Here is a 15,220-nt window from a genome sequence, read left to right as displayed (position 1 = left end):
CGCCGCAACGCGCAGGGCGCCCGGCTGACATGGCCGGGCTTCCTTTTTGGGCGGAAAGCGCCCCGTTTCCAGTCTTCCAGCGTTGTTTCGAGAAGAGGTCCCGGTCCGACCGGCGAGATCGCGCTTAACCCATTGTTCGACCGCAAAGAAGCTCACCCATGAATCTTCGTAACGTCGCCATCATCGCCCACGTCGACCACGGCAAGACGACCCTGGTCGACAAACTCCTGCAGCAGTCCGGCACGTTCCGCGAGAACCAGAAGGTGACTGATCGCGCCATGGACTCCAACGATCTGGAGCGCGAGCGCGGCATCACCATCCTGGCCAAGGCGGCCTCGGTGCAGTGGAAGGACACTCGCATCAATATCGTCGACACCCCCGGCCACGCCGATTTCGGCGGCGAGGTCGAGCGCATCCTCAACATGGTGGACGGCGCCCTGGTGCTGGTCGACGCCGCAGAAGGCCCGCTGCCGCAGACCAAATTCGTGGTCTCCAAGGCGCTCAAGGTCGGCCTCAAGCCGATCGTCGTCATCAACAAGGTCGACCGCCCCGACGCGCGCCCGACCGAAGTCATCAACGAGGTATTCGACCTGTTCGCGGCGCTCGATGCCAGCGAGGAGCAGCTCGATTTCCCGATCCTCTACGGGTCGGCCAAGCAGGGCTGGATGGCCGATAGCCCCGAAGGTCCGCAGGACAAGGGCATGGAGCCGCTGTTCGACCTGATCCTGCGCCACGTCGCTCCGCCGAAGGTCGAGGAAGGTCCGTTCCGCATGATCGGCACCATCCTCGAAGCCAACCCCTATCTCGGCCGCATCATCACCGGCCGAATCTCCTCCGGCACGCTGAAGCCGAACCAGCAGGTCAAGGTGCTGAACGCCGACGGCAAGCTGGTCGAGTCCGGGCGCATCACCAAGATCCTGGCGTTCCGCGGCCTCGAGCGCACCCCGCTCGATGAAGCCGAAGCCGGCGACATCGTCGCGATCGCGGGCCTCACCAAGGGAACCGTCGCCGACACCTTCTGCGATCCGACCGTCGAGGTGCCGCTGCCGGCGCAGCCCATCGATCCGCCGACCGTATCGATGTCGTTCATCGTCAATAACTCCCCGCTCGCCGGCACCGAAGGCGACAAGGTGACCAGCCGCATGATCCGCGACCGTCTCTTGCGCGAAGCCGAGGGCAACGTCGCACTGCGCGTGGTCGAATCCGCGGACAAGGACGCGATGGAAGTCTCCGGCCGCGGCGAACTTCAGCTCGCGATCCTGATCGAGACCATGCGACGCGAAGGTTTTGAGCTCTCGGTGTCGCGCCCACGCGTCGTGTTCCAGAAGGACGAGGCGACCGGCGCCACCATGGAGCCGATCGAGGAGGTCGTGATCGACGTCGACGAGGAGCATTCCGGCGTCGTCGTGCAGAAGATGAGCGAGCGCAAATCCGAGCTGATTGAGATGAAGCCCTCGGGCGGCAATCGTCAGCGCCTGGTGTTCTACGCGCCGACCCGCGGCCTGATCGGCTACCAGGGCGAACTGCTCACCGACACCCGCGGCACCGCGATCATGAACCGCCTGTTCCACGGCTATGCGCCGTACAAGGGCGAGATCCAGGGCCGCCGCAACGGCGTGCTGATCTCCAACGACCAGGGCGAAGCGGTGGCCTACGCCATGTTCAAGCTGGAAGATCGCGGCCCGATGATGATCGAGCCGGGCTGGAAGGTCTACAAGGGCATGATCGTCGGCGAGCACACCCGCGACAACGATCTCGAGATCAACGTGCTCAAGGGCAAGCAGCTCACCAACATCCGCACGACCTCGAAGGACGAAGCCGTGCGCCTGACCCCGCCGATCCGCATGACTCTGGAAAAGGCGCTCGCCTATATCGAGGACGACGAGCTCGTCGAGGTCACCCCCAAGTCGATCCGCCTGCGCAAGAAGCACCTCGACCCGAACGAGCGCAAGCGCGCGGAAAAGGCCAAGGAAGCGGTGGCGTAAGGCCGCGGTATACACTCATTGTCATGCCCCGGCTTGACCGGGGCATCCAGTACGCCGCGGCTTCTCGGCTCTACAACGATCGTCTCTAGAATACTGGATCGCCCGGTCAAGGCCGGGCGATGACAGCTGTGCGCGTGGCGGCTTCAGCACTCTTCGCGAACGTGCTAGAGCCCGCCCATGACCTCCCTCCCCTCCTCCGTCGACGTCGCGATCATCGGCGCCGGTGCCGCCGGCCTCGGTGCAGCCCATGCGCTGACGGACACCGGCCTCTCCGTGATCGTGCTGGAGGCGCGTGACCGTCTCGGCGGCCGGGCCTGGACGGTGCAGGCCTCGCCCGAGGTGACGTTCGACGTCGGCTGCGGCTGGCTGCATTCGGCCGACAAGAATTCCTTCGTGCCGATCGCGCGACAGCTCGGTTTCGAGCTCAACAAGGACCTGCCGCCCTGGCGCGAGCGGGCTTTCGGCAATGCCTTTCCGGAAAGCGAGCGCGACGATTTCATGCGCGCGATGGACGCGTTTTACCACCGCGTGTGGAAGGCCGCGCAAACGGGCAAGGACGCGCCCGCGAGCTCGCATTTGGAGCCCGGTAATCGTTGGAATCCGATGATCGACGCGATCTCGACCTATATCAACGGTTGCGAGCTGAAGGATATGTCGACGCTGGACTGGGACGCCTATGAGGACACCAACTTCAATTGGCGCGTCCGCCGCGGCTATGGCGCGCTGATCGCAGCCTATGGTGCGCCCTGCCCGGTGGCGCTGAACTGCAACGTCACGCTGGTCGATCATTCGGACAAACGCATCTGCATCGAGACGTCGCGGGGCACGCTGACCGCGAACAAGGCGATCGTCACCGTGCCGACCAATCTCATCGCCGAGGAAGCCATTCGCTTCTCGCCGCCGCTCCCCGCAAAGGTGAACGCAGCAGCGGGCCTGCCACTCGGCGTCGACGACAAGGTGACGCTGGCGCTTGGCGATGCCGAGGCCTTCCCGGCTGAAGGCAATCTGCGCGGCGCCACCATGCGCACGGAGATGGGCACCTATCACATCCGCCCGTTCGGCCAGCCCTGCATCGAGGGTTTTTTCGGCGGCAGCTTTGCCCGCGAACTCGAAGCTGCCGGCGACGGCGCCATCGCCGCCCAAGCCATCAACGAGATCGCGGGTTTTCTCGGCAACGATATCCGCCGCAAGCTGAAGCCGCTGTACGAATCGCGCTGGGCCCGCGATCCGTTCGCGCGGGGGTCGTATTCGCACGCGCTGCCCGGCTATGCCGGCGACCGTGCCGTGCTGGCTGCGCCGGTGGATGGACGGCTGTTCTTCGCCGGCGAGGCGACGTCGCCGAATTTCTTCACGACCGCGCATGGCGCGCGGGATAGCGGAGAGCGGGCGGCGGGGGAAGCGCTGGCGGCTCTGGGTAGGCCGTAGCCTCAAACTCCGCCATTGCGAGCGCAGCGAAGCAATCCAGAATCTTCCCGCGGTGGGATTCCGGATTGCTTCGTCGCAAGAGCTCCTCGCAATGACGGCGGATAGAGCTGCCCCAATGACGGGCTACTCGATCACCCGCGCCCGCAAGTCTGCGTTCGGCACGAAGCAGGCGTCGTACTTTCCAAAAATACGATAGCGATTGCGCGCGACGAGGCTGTAGATCGCGTCCCGCAGCGGCTTCGGCACGGCGAACAGCGCGCGCACCCAGCCCCAGCCCGGGAGATGCGACAGCACCGTCAGCGCGGCGTCGGACTTCATGAACACCGCGCCGCCGTGAACCACCGCGTTGGTGTCGGGATCATCGGGGTCGATGCCGAACGCGCGCGCCAACCGCGCGCCATAATCCGATTGGATCGGCGTGAACCGAAATCGCTTCGCCGTGTCGCGCTTGGCGACGAAGCGGACCCAGCGTGAGCAGAAGACGCAGACGCCGTCGAACAGAATGACGTCGTCGTCAGGCCATTTGGGCATCAGACTCTCTTTTTGACACGTTTTCTTCACGCGAACCGGAATCCACTTCGCTCGAAAACGCTATCGATTATCCAGCATCAGGAGCGCGACGACCATCAAGACGATCGCCGGTCCGGTCTTCACCAGCGCGCCAAGCGGCTCGACCCAGAGGTCGGGCGTGAGAATCGCCGCGCCAAGCATATAGCCGAGCGAAACGAAGATGCCCGCGATCAAGCCGATCGCAGCCGTCCGGCGGAAGGCGATCAAGACGCCGATGCTCATGTCCATCAGGCTGGTGCCGATGGTGATGGGATCGACCAGCGCGGGCGGAAAGTTGTGCGCGGTCAAGATGCCGGCGGCGGCACGATAGGACACGAACAAGGCGATGAAACCGGAGACGCCCCAGAATGCGACCAGGCTTGCGAAAATCAGCGCCTTGACCAGGAACAGGCGCGCGAACCATTTGTCCTGGATGCCGGCAGGGTGGCGTCCGATGACCTCGGCCAGCCTCCTCGGCGCGAGGCCCGTCGCAGCGATCCACGCTGACGGATCGCCAGTCACGCCGCGACGGAGCTCGGCAATGGCGGTGGAGCGTATCGGCGGCATCCAGCCAAGATAGCTGGCTACATCGCCGAGCTTCGCGCCGAGATCGAGCAGGAAGCGCGGCATCGCGATGCGCGGCCAGCCGGCCGTGCCGAAGGCATGGCGAAACGGCTTGATGACGCCGGCCATGGTGACCGGTTCAGCCTGCATCAGGTCCCAGCTCACCGCCCTCAACGAGGCATCGTCGATGTCGCGTGCGGCGAGCCAGGCGATGGTCGCCGAAATATCCTCGATCGCCACAGGCTGGAGTGGCATTGCCATTTCCTCAGGCGGCAAATCGACTGGAAAGGCTGCAAGCGCGCGGAGCATGGCGCTGCCGCCATAGGCTGACGGTGCGACCACGAAGCCGGGCCGCAGGATGGCATAGGGAATGCCGCTGGTGCCGATCAGGCGCTCGGCCTCGCGTTTGGTCGTAGCGAAGGCGGTGCGGTCCGCCTCCGCGGAGCCGGGGATCGAGATGTGCACCAGCCGGATTGCGCGGCCGCTGCCGCCGATCGCCTGAAGCAGACGTGCGACGAAATCGCGATGCACCGCGCTCGTGTTGCTGCCGGGGCCATCCTGGAGCACGCCGAGGCAGTTCACGACGACGTCCACCGTATGCTCGTTGAGAAGACGCATCAGCGCGGCCGCGTCGAGGACGAGGATCGGCAGCTCGATGTCCAGTGCGCTCATCCTCTGCGCCGGCGACAGGCTCCGCGCCACGCCGACGACGCGAAAGCCCCGCATGCGCAGATCGTCGGTGACGAAGCGGCCGATCAGGCCGGAGGCACCGAGCACCAATACGGTTCGCTCACTCATCGCTTCCCTCAGAACGGCTTTGCGATCATCAGCCACAGGATCAGCACGGTTGCCCCGAAGCCGGGGAAGCCGAACGCGAACCAGCGGCGGAACAGCACGAAATAGCGCGGTGGCAGCGCACTGCGCTGCGCAGCAGCCTTGCGCGCAAGGTCGCGCATCTCGATCTGCATGAACACGACCGGCACCCAGAACAATCCGGCGATCGCATAGAGCGCGAGTGAGGCCAGCAGCCAGCGTTCCGTGATCGACGTCGCCGACAGCATCATCAGCACGCCGCCACTGACCGGCTGGAGGATCACGGCAGACAGCGTGAAGATCCCGTCCGCGATGACGACGACCGAAGCGGTGCGCGCGATGAATTCCGGATCCTGCGTGCGATGTGCCATCAGCATGAAGAAGGCGATGCCGGTTCCGGTGCCGAGGATGACGATGGCGCCGAGGACGTGAACAAATTTGACCAGGAAATACACCGTCATGGCTTCTTGGTCGTCATGGGCCTGGCCGGGTTCAGCGCCCGCGCGAGCTCGGCGCTGGCGGCTCTGACGCCGGCTTCGGTTTCGATCATCCAATGGCCTTCGCTGCCGACGGCCGGCAGCGGGCGAAGCTCGGCCTTGCCGCCGGTACCGCGAAACGCATCGACGAGTTTCTGCGAGAATGCGGGCGCGAAATAGCTGTCATTGGGCGCAACAAGCCAGGTGACAGGAATGCGCGCGGTCTTGCCGAATTCCGCTGCGGCGGCGAGCAGGGTGTGCGGCGCGCAGATTCGGTTCGGCTCGTCATTGGCATGGCCGCCGCGTCCCGGTGCAAACACGACGATGGCGGAGATCACCTTCGGATCGGCACCGGCGAGCGCCAGCGCACCCCATCCGCCGGCGGAATGGCCGATCACGATCGCGCCATCCTTACGGATGAAATCCTGCTTTTGCAGATGGACCAGAGCCAGCTTGATTGCGTCGGCCGTTGCGCGACCAGAGCGTGCGTAATCGGCCTCGTCGCAGCCGCCCTGATCCTCGAGGTAGCGGCCGCCGGTCGCGCCATGGCCGGGCCGCTCCGGCACCAGCACCGCAAAGCCGCGCGCGACGAGATAGCCGGCGAGCGGGCGGTATTCCGGCTGCGGCATTTGCGCCCGCCGCAGCGTGTTCTGCGTCGAGGCGTGTGCGATCACCGCGAGGGGGAACGGACCTGGACCCGAGGGACGAAACAGCAGGGCATGTGCAGCAAGATCGGTATCCGGCGAGGGTACGCGCCATTCCTGCCGACGAAACGGCTCGCCCTCCTCTCCCGATGGACCGAACCTGACCTGCGCGCACAGAGGCGGCGCGGTCAGCAAGGCCAGCAGAGGCAGGAGCGCGATGGTGTTGAGGAGCCGCATGAATTGCCAAGGGCGAACAAGATCAGCGACAGCCACACTAGTAGGAACGAATCACCATGGGCGGACTTTCTGCGGTGCCCATTGCCGCTCCTTCGTTGCCGCAACAGGAGTTTTGCACCGACGCACGGCACGCCGGTGCCCTCGGAGTCAGGACCCTGTCTTTTTTCGGCACAACATGGGTAAAATACTGATGCAGAAAGTCCACAGGTTAACCGATAATTAACGATAGGTCTTGCCGCCGGCGCGGCGACTTGGTTTGATCGCGTCCATGAGCACAACCCTGATCGAGGTCCGGCCGGCCAAAGCCGCAGATGCAACTGCGGTGGCGTCGACCCATGACGAAGCCTGGCGCTCGGCCTATCAGGGCATCATTCCCGGTGCCGAGCTGGAGAAGCTGATCAACCGCCGCGGACCGCAATGGTGGGACAGCGCGATCCGCAAGGGCAGCCGCGTCAGCGTGCTGGTGTTCGGTGACAAGATCGCCGGCTATGCCAATTACGGCCGCAACCGGGCCCGCAGCCTGCATTTCGACGGCGAGATCTACGAGCTTTATCTGCGGCCCGAATTTCAGGGCCTCGGCTTCGGCCGCCGCCTGTTTGCCGCCGCCCGCCGCGACCTGATGCAGAGCGGGCTGAAGAGCATGGTGGTGTGGGCGCTCTCGGACAACGACCCGGCCACCGAGTTCTACCGCGCCCTGGGTGGTCGCATGGTGGCGCGCTCGTCGGAGCGGTTCGGGCCGAAGGCGCTCGACAAGGTTGCCTTCGCTTGGACCAATTGAGCTGCTGAAACCCTAACCGGGCAGCGTTCCCATCCGTCGATACCGCAGGCCGCTTGCGCCCGTGATCGCCGGATTCATTATTTCACAAGAACGCGATGGATCAGCGGGCCAAGCCCGCGTATGACAGCGCCAAAATCGCTGCCGGGCGCGATTTATCCTCGGCAACAACGGAGCCTTGAATGCGTATCGATGCGGTCTCGATCGGAAAGAACGTTCCCCACGACGTCAACGTCATCATCGAGGTCCCCGTGGGCGGCGAACCGATCAAGTACGAGATGGACAAGGAGGCCGGCACGCTGGTGGTCGACCGCTTCCTCTACACGCCGATGCGTTACCCCGGCAATTACGGCTTCATCCCGCATACGCTGTCGGATGACGGCGACCCCTGCGACGTGCTGATCATCAACACCCGCGCCATCATCCCCGGCGCCGTCATGAGCGTGCGCCCGGTCGGCGTGCTGTTCATGGAGGACGAAGCCGGCGGCGACGAGAAGATCCTTGCGGTGCCGTCGTCCAAGCTGACGCAGCGCTACGACAAGGTGAAATCGTACTCCGATCTGCCCGACATCACGCTGCAGCAGATCCAGCACTTCTTCGAGCACTACAAGGATCTCGAAAAGGGTAAGTGGGTGAAGATCCTGCGCTGGGGCGGCCCGGAGGAAGCGCACAAGCTGATCCAGGAAGGCATCGAACGCGAGAAGAAGAAAAAGGGCTGAGCCCCCGCCGTCATTCCGGGGCGCGCGAAGCGCGAACCCGGAATCCAGATGTTTGTGGCTCGAGATTCCGGCATCGGCTCTGCGAGCCGCCCGGAATGACATTCACTTACACCGCCGGCTTCGGCAGGCCGGCGATGGCACAGGCCGCGCGGAGCGTGTTCACCAACAGGCACGCCACCGTCATCTGGCCGACACCTCCCGGCACCGGCGTGATCGCACCGGCAATTGCAAGCGCTTCCTGATAGGCGACGTCGCCGACGAGACGCGTCTTGCCGTCCTCCTTCGGGATGCGGTTGATGCCGACATCGATCACGGTCGCACCCGGCTTCAGCCAATCGCCGCGCACCATCTCTGGCCGACCCACCGCGGCATAAACGAGATCCGCCTTCTTCACGAGAGCCGGCAGGTCGCGCGAGCGCGAATGCGCGATCGTCACCGTGGCGTTCTCGTTCAGCAGCAATTGCACGAGCGGGCGGCCGACCAGGTTGGAGCGGCCGATGACGATGGCGTTCATGCCTTCGAGCGAGGCATGCACGCTTTTCGTCAGGATGATGCAGCCGAGCGGCGTGCAGGGCGACAGCGCCTCGAAGCCGCCGGCGAGCCGGCCGGCATTGTTCGGATGCAGCCCGTCGACATCCTTGGCGGGATCGATGGCGTTGATGACGGCCTCGGTATTCACCCCCTTCGGCAACGGCAATTGCACGAGAATGCCGTGCACGGCGGGATCGCGGTTGAGCTTTGCGACCAGCGCCAGCAGATCTGCCTGCGAGACGTCGGCCGGCAGCTTGTGCTCGAACGAGGCCATGCCCGCGGCCTGGGTCTGGGTGTGTTTCGAGCGGACATAGACTTCGCTGGCGGGGTCGTTGCCGACCAGGATCACCGCAAGGCCCGGCACCAGATTGCGCTCGCGCTTGACGCGGGCGACCTCTTCGGTGACGCGGCCACGGAGTTCCGCCGCAATGACTTTTCCATCGATGATCTCAGCGGTCATGTCAGTTCCCTCAGTCCTTCGATTTGGCCGATACAAGCTGGCGCAGGGCTTCGCCGAGCCGCACCGGATCGCCGTCGACAGCGATCTGCTTCAGCCGCGAGGTGGCTCCGGAGAGCAATTTTACGCTGGCCTTGGGCACGCCGAGCGATTTCGCCAGCAGCACCAGAACGGCCTTGTTGGCCTCGCCACCATCGGCAATGGCGCGCACACGCACCTTGAGCACGCTGCGGCCATCCGAAAGCTGCTCGATCCCGTCGATGTCGTCGCGGCCGCCGCGCGGCGTCACCCGCAGCGCGATACTGATTCCCGCGGCTGAGTAACGCCAAGGCTCCTTGCGGGAAGGCTCCTTACGGGAAGGCTCCTTACGGGAAGGCTCCTGACAACAAGGCTCCTTGTTGGCAACCAAGGCGCCTCCGTCCGCTCAGACCACGTTCGGGTAGATGTAGTACAGGATCACCCGCTCGATGAACATGATGATCAGGATCAGGATAATCGGCGAGATGTCGAGACCGCCGAGGCTGGGCAGGAAATTGCGAATCGGCGCCAGCAGAGGCTCGGTGATCCGGTACAGGAACTCCGCCACGGCCGAGACGAACTGGTTGCGGGTGTTGACCACGTTGAAGGCGATCAGCCAGGACAGGATCGCTGAGGCGATCAGCAGCCAGACGTAGAGGTCGAGCACGATGATGACGATGTCGAGAACGGCACGCATGATTTTTGACGACTCTGGCTTTTGAAGCTCTGGCTCCGGTCGGGATTGACGCCTGTTGCTAGATATCGGTTCCATCCGGCCCAAACAAGGGAAGTCGGTGCCCGGACAGCTAAAACCGGGTTACACGCGTCCTTGACTTGACCTTGGCGGGGACTTAAATGGCGCCCGGTTGTCGGCCGCGTTCACCAGAGCGGCCAGCAAAGGGGCCATAGCTCAGCTGGGAGAGCGCGTCGTTCGCAATGACGAGGTCGGCGGTTCGATCCCGCCTGGCTCCACCAGCCTTCGCGAGCTACGGCTCGGCAAGCCAACCGTGCTCTTTCGTAGCGAAGTGAGCGAAGGCTGCCTCGCCGAAGCCCACAGGGCGAAGGCGGGCTCCCGCCGTAATCCTCCCTACCTCCCCGTAAACCGCGGCGGCCGCTTCTCCATGAAGCTCGCCACACCCTCCCGGAAATCACTCCCGTTCAGCGCGACCATCATCTCCCGGTTCGCCTCGATCGTCGCCTCGGCCAGCGTCTGGAACGGCACCTCGTAGAGCTGGCGCTTGATCACGGCCATCGCGCTCGGCGAGACGAAATCGGCGAGATCGCGCGCATAGGCATAGGTCTCCTCGCGCAGCATCGAAGGCGAACAGAGCCGGTTGACCAGCCCGATCCGGAGCGCCTCCTCGCTTCCCACGCGCCGGGCCGAAAGCAACAGATCCAGCGCATTGGCATGGCCGACGATGCGCGGCAGCATCCAGCTAATGCCGTGCTCGGCAATCAGGCCGCGCCGCGCGAAAGCCGTGGTGAACACGGTGTTGTCGGCGGCAAAGCGCAGGTCGCAATAGAGTGCATGCACCAGTCCGATACCTGCCGTCGCGCCGTTGAGCATGGCAATCACGGGCTTCTTGATCGAAGGATAATAGCCGTAGCGCGTCTGCCAGTCCGGCCGGCGATTCATGTCGAACGGCGGCAGGTTCGAGGCACGCCCGACGTCGTTGGGATCGAGACCCTTCAGCGCATCCATGTCGGCGCCGGCACAGAAGGCGCGGCCCGCGCCGGTGAGGACGATGACGCGGACATTGTCGTCGGCGTTCGACGCTTCCATGGCGTGACGCACGTCGCGCTCCATGATCGGCGTCCATGCATTCATGCGATCGGGACGGTTGAGCGTGATGGTCGCGATCTTGTCGCTCACCTCATAGAGAATGTGTTCGTAGGCCATGACACTCTCCCTTGTTTGCCGGCACGCGTTCGCACGTGCTCGTTGGAAACGAGCCTAGCATATCCAGGGATGGGAGAAGGACTTGCGCCAAGGACTTGCGCCAAGGACCTGCGAAGACGCGATCACTCGGCGGCTTGCGCCAGCACCGGCCGGCGCTCCAGCCAGCCGTCGAGGAAATGATCGAGCCAGGCGCGTTCGGCGACGTCGTAGACGGCGCGATCCGCGAAATGATGATGACGCTGGCGCGCACCGGGCGCGCTGAATCCGTCGTAGCCGCGCGTGGTCCAGCGGCACATCATCGCGTAGGTCACGTCCGGGTGGAACTGAACGCCGAAAGCATTGCCGGTGCGGAACGCCTGCACCGGGAAATCATCGCCTTCGGCGAGCAAGTCGGCGCCTTCAGGCAGCTCAAAACCCTCGCGGTGCCAATGATAAACCTGCGCCGGCCAGTCCGGGCAAAGCGCGCGGCCGGCGGCGGTCGGCCTGATCGGGTAGTACCCGATCTGCGTCAGCGCCTGCGCATGCGGTGCGACACGAGCCCCGAGCTGCATCGCAAGCATCTGCGCACCCAGGCAAATTCCGAGCAACGGGCGCTGCTCGCGGAGCGGAATTTCGATCCAGTCGATCTCGCGGCGGATGTAGTCATCGGAATCATTGGCGCTCATCGGCCCGCCGAAGATCACGGCGCCGGCATGCTGATCGAGCGTCTCGGGCAGGGGATCGCCGAAGCGCGGACGGCGGATGTCGAGGCGATGGCCGAGCGCGCGCAACGCATTGCCGACGCGGCCGGGTGTCGAGCATTCCTGATGCAGGACGATCAGAACCGGCAGCCGGGTGTCCGCGGCGGCGGCGCTCGTCGCCCTCTGTGGGAAGGCGACCACCTCTGCGCCACCAAACCTGTCCGTCCGGAACGACATGGCCTCTGCGAGTGCTATCGGTTCAGACCGCCAGCATAACTAAGCGACGGTTAACATCGTGTGAGTTTGCGCACACACGCCCTCGTGCTTGAAGCAAGCTCCGGGCCACTACGGACGCGGGCGGCGGCGTTCAGCGCCGCTGCCGCTGGAACCGGCTGGTGGCGGCCAGAATAAAGCCGCGTGGGAAGAAGCGCAGCGCGAACGGCACAATCTTGATGCCGAGACCCGGCAGCACTGCCCGTTTGTTGGCCTTCAGACCGCGATACGCCTCCCGCGCAACTTGGTCGGCTGAGACATGGAGAGCGGCCGTGTCGTGTTGCGATCCAACGCCGGCGCGGGCCTGGAATTCCGTGGGCACCGGGCCCGGGCAAAGTACGGTGACGCGGACGCCGCGGGGCGCGAGCTCCGCCCGCAATGCTTCGGTAAAGGAGATCACATAGGCCTTTGACGCGTAGTACACGGCCATGCCGGGGCCGGGCAGGAAGCCTGCGACCGAGCCGACATTGAGAAGACCGCCCTTGTTCCGGATGAGCTGATCGGCGAAGCGCAGCGACAGATCCGTCAGGGCCCGGACGTTGACGTCGACGATGCCGAGCTGCGCGTCGCGATCGCGCTCGATGGCATCGCCGAACACGCCGAAGCCGGCATTGTTGACGAGATGATCGAGCTCGACGCCTTCGGCGGCAAGTGCTGCTGCGATCCTCTCGCCGGCCTGCGGGTCCTCGAGATCGCAGGCGATCACGATCGGCTTCTTGCCACCCTTGGCGGCGAGCTCGTTCGCGAGCACCTCGAGCCGATCCGCCCGCCTCGCCGTCAGTGCGAGGCGATGTCCATTGGCGGCGAACACACGCGCCAGCTCCATGCCGATGCCCGCCGAGGCACCGGTGATCAACGTTACCCGCTCAGTCACGATCGAAGTCTCTTGAATTGAACTCTGTGGCCCCGGCAATATCAGAACGAGAGCATAAGCCGTGCGCGGCAGGCAAGCGGCGCCGGCGGCATGGCTGCTTGTGAGGGCGACAGGGGAAGCAGGAAAGACCGGTATTTGCAGTCGAATCGGCAAAAGCGCGGAACCGCCGGGCTTATATTAAAGTTTCGTCATGTGGCGCGCAGGCCAGGCAATCCGCCGGGGACCGGCTCGACGGCGCGATCCTTGACCTGGCCACCGGCACGCTCCGCAACTGCGTGCTTCAGCTCGATCCGGTCGCGCTGGGCGATGCCGAGCAGGTCGGACGCGCGCCAGACCACATTGTCCTCGAACTCGCTGACCTCTCCGTCGGCATAGACCAGCTCCCACATCATCTGCACGATCCGCTTGCGACCCGCTTCGTCGAGCGAGCGCATGATGACGCTGGTGAAGTGATAGAGGTCGACGGCCTCGCCCTCGACCTGGGTGGCGTCGGCGATGAGACGGTCGGCGGTGCCGCGGTCGAGCCCGAAATGGCTTTCGATCAGGCTGTGCAGCTTGCGCTGCTCGGCCGCGCTCGGCTGGCCGTCCAGTGAGACCACATGGACCAGCAGCGCGGTCGCGGCCAGCCGATAATCGCTGTCGCCGAAGGCGCGGTCCTGGGCTTGGGGACCGACGATGTCGGCGATGAATTGGCGCAAGCCGTCGAGCATGGGTCCTACCGGGATCGATGACGCCGCAAGGAGCGCGGCCGTTACAAGCACTATATGAGCAGGAAACCCAACCGGCGCAACGTGCGTCAGTTCCGCGCGCGTATTACGTTTCGGCAATATGGTCGTTCAGTCATTCCGGGGCGCGCGCAGCGCGAACCCGGAATGACCGTTCGAAGCTCACGGTATCTCGTACACCACCATCTTGTCGGCGATGCCGCGGAGCGCAGCCTGCTTCTGGATCGGCTTGATGGCGCGCTGCTCGAGCACTTCGGCGACTGCGGGCGCATCCAGCACCGGACCGGTGATGTGAATCTCCTGCGCGGTCGACAGGCTCTGCACGCGGGCGGCGATGTTGACGGTCTGCCCGAAATAATCCTGCCGCTCGTTGAGCATGACCGCGAGACAGGGGCCTTCATGGATGCCGATCTTGACGATGAGGTCCCTCGTGCCGCGCGTCTTGTTGAGCTCGTCCATGGCCGCGCGCATCCGCAAGCCCGCGACGATGGCGTGCTCGGGACGGACGAAGGTCGCCATCACGGCATCGCCGATGGTCTTCACCACCGCACCCCTTTCGGAGGAGATGATCTCGAGCAGCGCGTGGAAATGCGCGCGCACGAGATCGAACGCGGCGAGGTCGCCGACGCGCTCGTAGAGCGCGGTCGAGCCCTTGAGATCGGTGAACAGGAAGGTCAGCGAGGTGATCTGAAGCCGCTGATCGAGGCTGAGATTGTCCGCCTTGAAGACGTCGCGAAAGGTCTGGTTCGACAGCATGCGCTTGGCGGTGAGGAACGGCTTGCGCTTGCCGATGAGATGGTGAAGCGCCTCGGACGCGATGAAGACCGAGGGCAGCACGCGCACGCCGGCCTGGTTCTCCAGCGACAGACGCAGCGGGCCCGGCCGCATCGTCGTGGTCCCCGTCGGGGCCTGCACCTTGTTGTACATGATGGCGAGCTGCTGGCGATCCCTGGTCGGCTCGCCCTGGACGTCGATGAAATGCGCGGCGTGGGTGACAGGCTCGAAGATGATGACGAAGTCGCTCGGCAGCTGCAGTGACATGGTCGCCTTCTCGCCCGCCGGCAGCTCCATCGTGTCGAGCGTCACCTCGTTCGCGAGCGTCGCAAAGGAGTCCTTGTTGAAGTCGACGCCGGAGCTCCAGAACACCTGCTTGAAATAGTCCCAGACCGGAAGCGTGTCGGGGTCATGCGCCGCAATGCGCCGAACGCGCGGGTTCACGGTGAAGGAGACCTCGACCTGGTCGTCGACCGAGGCCTTGTAGCCACAGGCGCAGAGCGCGCAGTGATAATCGTCCGGCTTGAGCGCCTTCAGCGTCGAATGCGCGCCCAATACGCCGCCGCAGCCCGGGCACAGCACGTTCCAGCCGAGGTCGAACAGGCCGAGCCGCGCCGAATGCAGGAAGGCCGAGATCACGCGCTCCTCGTCGAGGCCATTCTGCGTGGAGAAATCGAGCACGTTGACGCGGTTGAGCTCGTGATCCTCGCCATCCTCGATGAGACGCGCAATCGCATCGACCACCTTGGGATCGGCGGTCTGCTTCAAAACGGAGAACTGGGCCTGGATGTCGCTCATGGC

Annotated in this window: 16 protein-coding genes and 1 tRNA gene; 5 read left to right on the top strand and 12 right to left on the bottom strand. The window is 64.7% G+C overall.

The features are described 5' to 3' along the window. Positions 1-158 precede the first annotated feature (158 nt). Positions 159-1,985, top strand: a complete 1,827-nt coding sequence (gene typA, locus AC24YW_RS23635) for a translational GTPase TypA (RefSeq protein WP_487484942.1) — start codon at positions 159-161, stop codon at positions 1,983-1,985. A gap of 177 nt (positions 1,986-2,162) precedes the next feature. Further along, the gene (locus tag AC24YW_RS23630) at positions 2,163-3,410 is read left to right on the top strand and encodes a flavin monoamine oxidase family protein (protein ID WP_487484941.1); all 1,248 of its coding nucleotides are present in this window, start codon (positions 2,163-2,165) and stop codon (positions 3,408-3,410) included. A gap of 123 nt (positions 3,411-3,533) precedes the next feature. On the opposite strand, the gene AC24YW_RS23625 is transcribed toward AC24YW_RS23630, so the two are convergent. Genes AC24YW_RS23625 through AC24YW_RS23610 form a run of 4 tightly spaced genes read right to left on the bottom strand, consistent with a single transcriptional unit; the run spans position 3,534 to position 6,693 of the window. Further along, a complete protein-coding gene (locus AC24YW_RS23625; RefSeq protein ID WP_487484940.1) occupies positions 3,534-3,941 on the bottom strand; it encodes a thiol-disulfide oxidoreductase DCC family protein in 408 nt (135 codons plus the stop codon). Between the two features lie 60 nt (positions 3,942-4,001). After that, positions 4,002-5,321 carry an SDR family oxidoreductase gene (locus tag AC24YW_RS23620; RefSeq protein WP_487484939.1) on the bottom strand — a complete coding sequence of 440 codons (1,320 nt, stop codon included), beginning with the start codon at positions 5,319-5,321 and terminating at the stop codon, positions 4,002-4,004. A gap of 8 nt (positions 5,322-5,329) precedes the next feature. Then, positions 5,330-5,797: a DUF2269 family protein gene (locus AC24YW_RS23615; protein ID WP_487484938.1), complete on the bottom strand. Its 468-nt coding sequence runs from the start codon at positions 5,795-5,797 to the stop codon at positions 5,330-5,332. Next, complete coding sequence (locus AC24YW_RS23610; RefSeq protein ID WP_487484937.1) at positions 5,794-6,693, bottom strand: alpha/beta hydrolase family protein; 900 nt, start codon at positions 6,691-6,693, stop codon at positions 5,794-5,796. Before AC24YW_RS23610 ends, AC24YW_RS23615 begins: the two co-directional genes overlap by 4 nt. 268 nt (positions 6,694-6,961) lie before the next feature. Here AC24YW_RS23610 and AC24YW_RS23605 point away from each other — a divergent pair, with 268 nt between their 5' ends. Both AC24YW_RS23605 and ppa read left to right on the top strand, forming a co-directional pair. Further along, positions 6,962-7,471: a GNAT family N-acetyltransferase gene (locus AC24YW_RS23605; RefSeq protein ID WP_024338772.1), complete on the top strand. Its 510-nt coding sequence runs from the start codon at positions 6,962-6,964 to the stop codon at positions 7,469-7,471. A gap of 179 nt (positions 7,472-7,650) precedes the next feature. Then, complete coding sequence (gene ppa / locus AC24YW_RS23600) at positions 7,651-8,187, top strand: inorganic diphosphatase (protein ID WP_172787893.1); 537 nt, start codon at positions 7,651-7,653, stop codon at positions 8,185-8,187. A gap of 106 nt (positions 8,188-8,293) precedes the next feature. On the opposite strand, the gene folD is transcribed toward ppa, so the two are convergent. Genes folD through AC24YW_RS23585 form a run of 3 tightly spaced genes read right to left on the bottom strand, consistent with a single transcriptional unit; the run spans position 8,294 to position 9,890 of the window. Then, positions 8,294-9,178, bottom strand: coding sequence for a bifunctional methylenetetrahydrofolate dehydrogenase/methenyltetrahydrofolate cyclohydrolase FolD (folD, locus tag AC24YW_RS23595; RefSeq protein ID WP_487484936.1), 885 nt, complete (start codon positions 9,176-9,178; stop codon positions 8,294-8,296). A gap of 10 nt (positions 9,179-9,188) precedes the next feature. Next, entirely contained in the window at positions 9,189-9,584 is a 396-nt protein-coding gene (locus tag AC24YW_RS23590; RefSeq protein ID WP_487484935.1) for a DUF167 domain-containing protein, read from the bottom strand. 15 nt (positions 9,585-9,599) lie between these two features. Further along, complete coding sequence (locus AC24YW_RS23585; RefSeq protein ID WP_036002872.1) at positions 9,600-9,890, bottom strand: YggT family protein; 291 nt, start codon at positions 9,888-9,890, stop codon at positions 9,600-9,602. Between the two features lie 202 nt (positions 9,891-10,092). Here AC24YW_RS23585 and AC24YW_RS23580 point away from each other — a divergent pair. Further along, positions 10,093-10,168 (top strand) — tRNA-Ala (locus tag AC24YW_RS23580). Between the two features lie 112 nt (positions 10,169-10,280). Here AC24YW_RS23580 and AC24YW_RS23575 read toward each other — a convergent pair. From AC24YW_RS23575 to AC24YW_RS23555, 5 genes are all read right to left on the bottom strand, one after another. Then, entirely contained in the window at positions 10,281-11,093 is an 813-nt protein-coding gene (locus AC24YW_RS23575; protein WP_487484934.1) for an enoyl-CoA hydratase, read from the bottom strand. Between the two features lie 122 nt (positions 11,094-11,215). Next, entirely contained in the window at positions 11,216-12,010 is a 795-nt protein-coding gene (locus AC24YW_RS23570; protein ID WP_487484933.1) for a glutamine amidotransferase, read from the bottom strand. Between the two features lie 130 nt (positions 12,011-12,140). Beyond that, the gene (locus AC24YW_RS23565; RefSeq protein WP_487484932.1) at positions 12,141-12,920 is read right to left on the bottom strand and encodes an SDR family NAD(P)-dependent oxidoreductase; all 780 of its coding nucleotides are present in this window, start codon (positions 12,918-12,920) and stop codon (positions 12,141-12,143) included. Between the two features lie 188 nt (positions 12,921-13,108). After that, the gene (locus AC24YW_RS23560) at positions 13,109-13,630 is read right to left on the bottom strand and encodes a tellurite resistance TerB family protein (protein ID WP_487484931.1); all 522 of its coding nucleotides are present in this window, start codon (positions 13,628-13,630) and stop codon (positions 13,109-13,111) included. 177 nt (positions 13,631-13,807) lie between these two features. Beyond that, positions 13,808-15,217 carry a DUF5939 domain-containing protein gene (locus tag AC24YW_RS23555; RefSeq protein WP_487484930.1) on the bottom strand — a complete coding sequence of 470 codons (1,410 nt, stop codon included), beginning with the start codon at positions 15,215-15,217 and terminating at the stop codon, positions 13,808-13,810. Positions 15,218-15,220 lie beyond the last annotated feature (3 nt).

Source organism: Bradyrhizobium sp. USDA3516, from assembly GCF_057651995.1.
The sequence above is the reverse complement of the archived record's forward strand: the minus strand, read 5'-3'. Positions and strand labels throughout refer to the sequence as shown.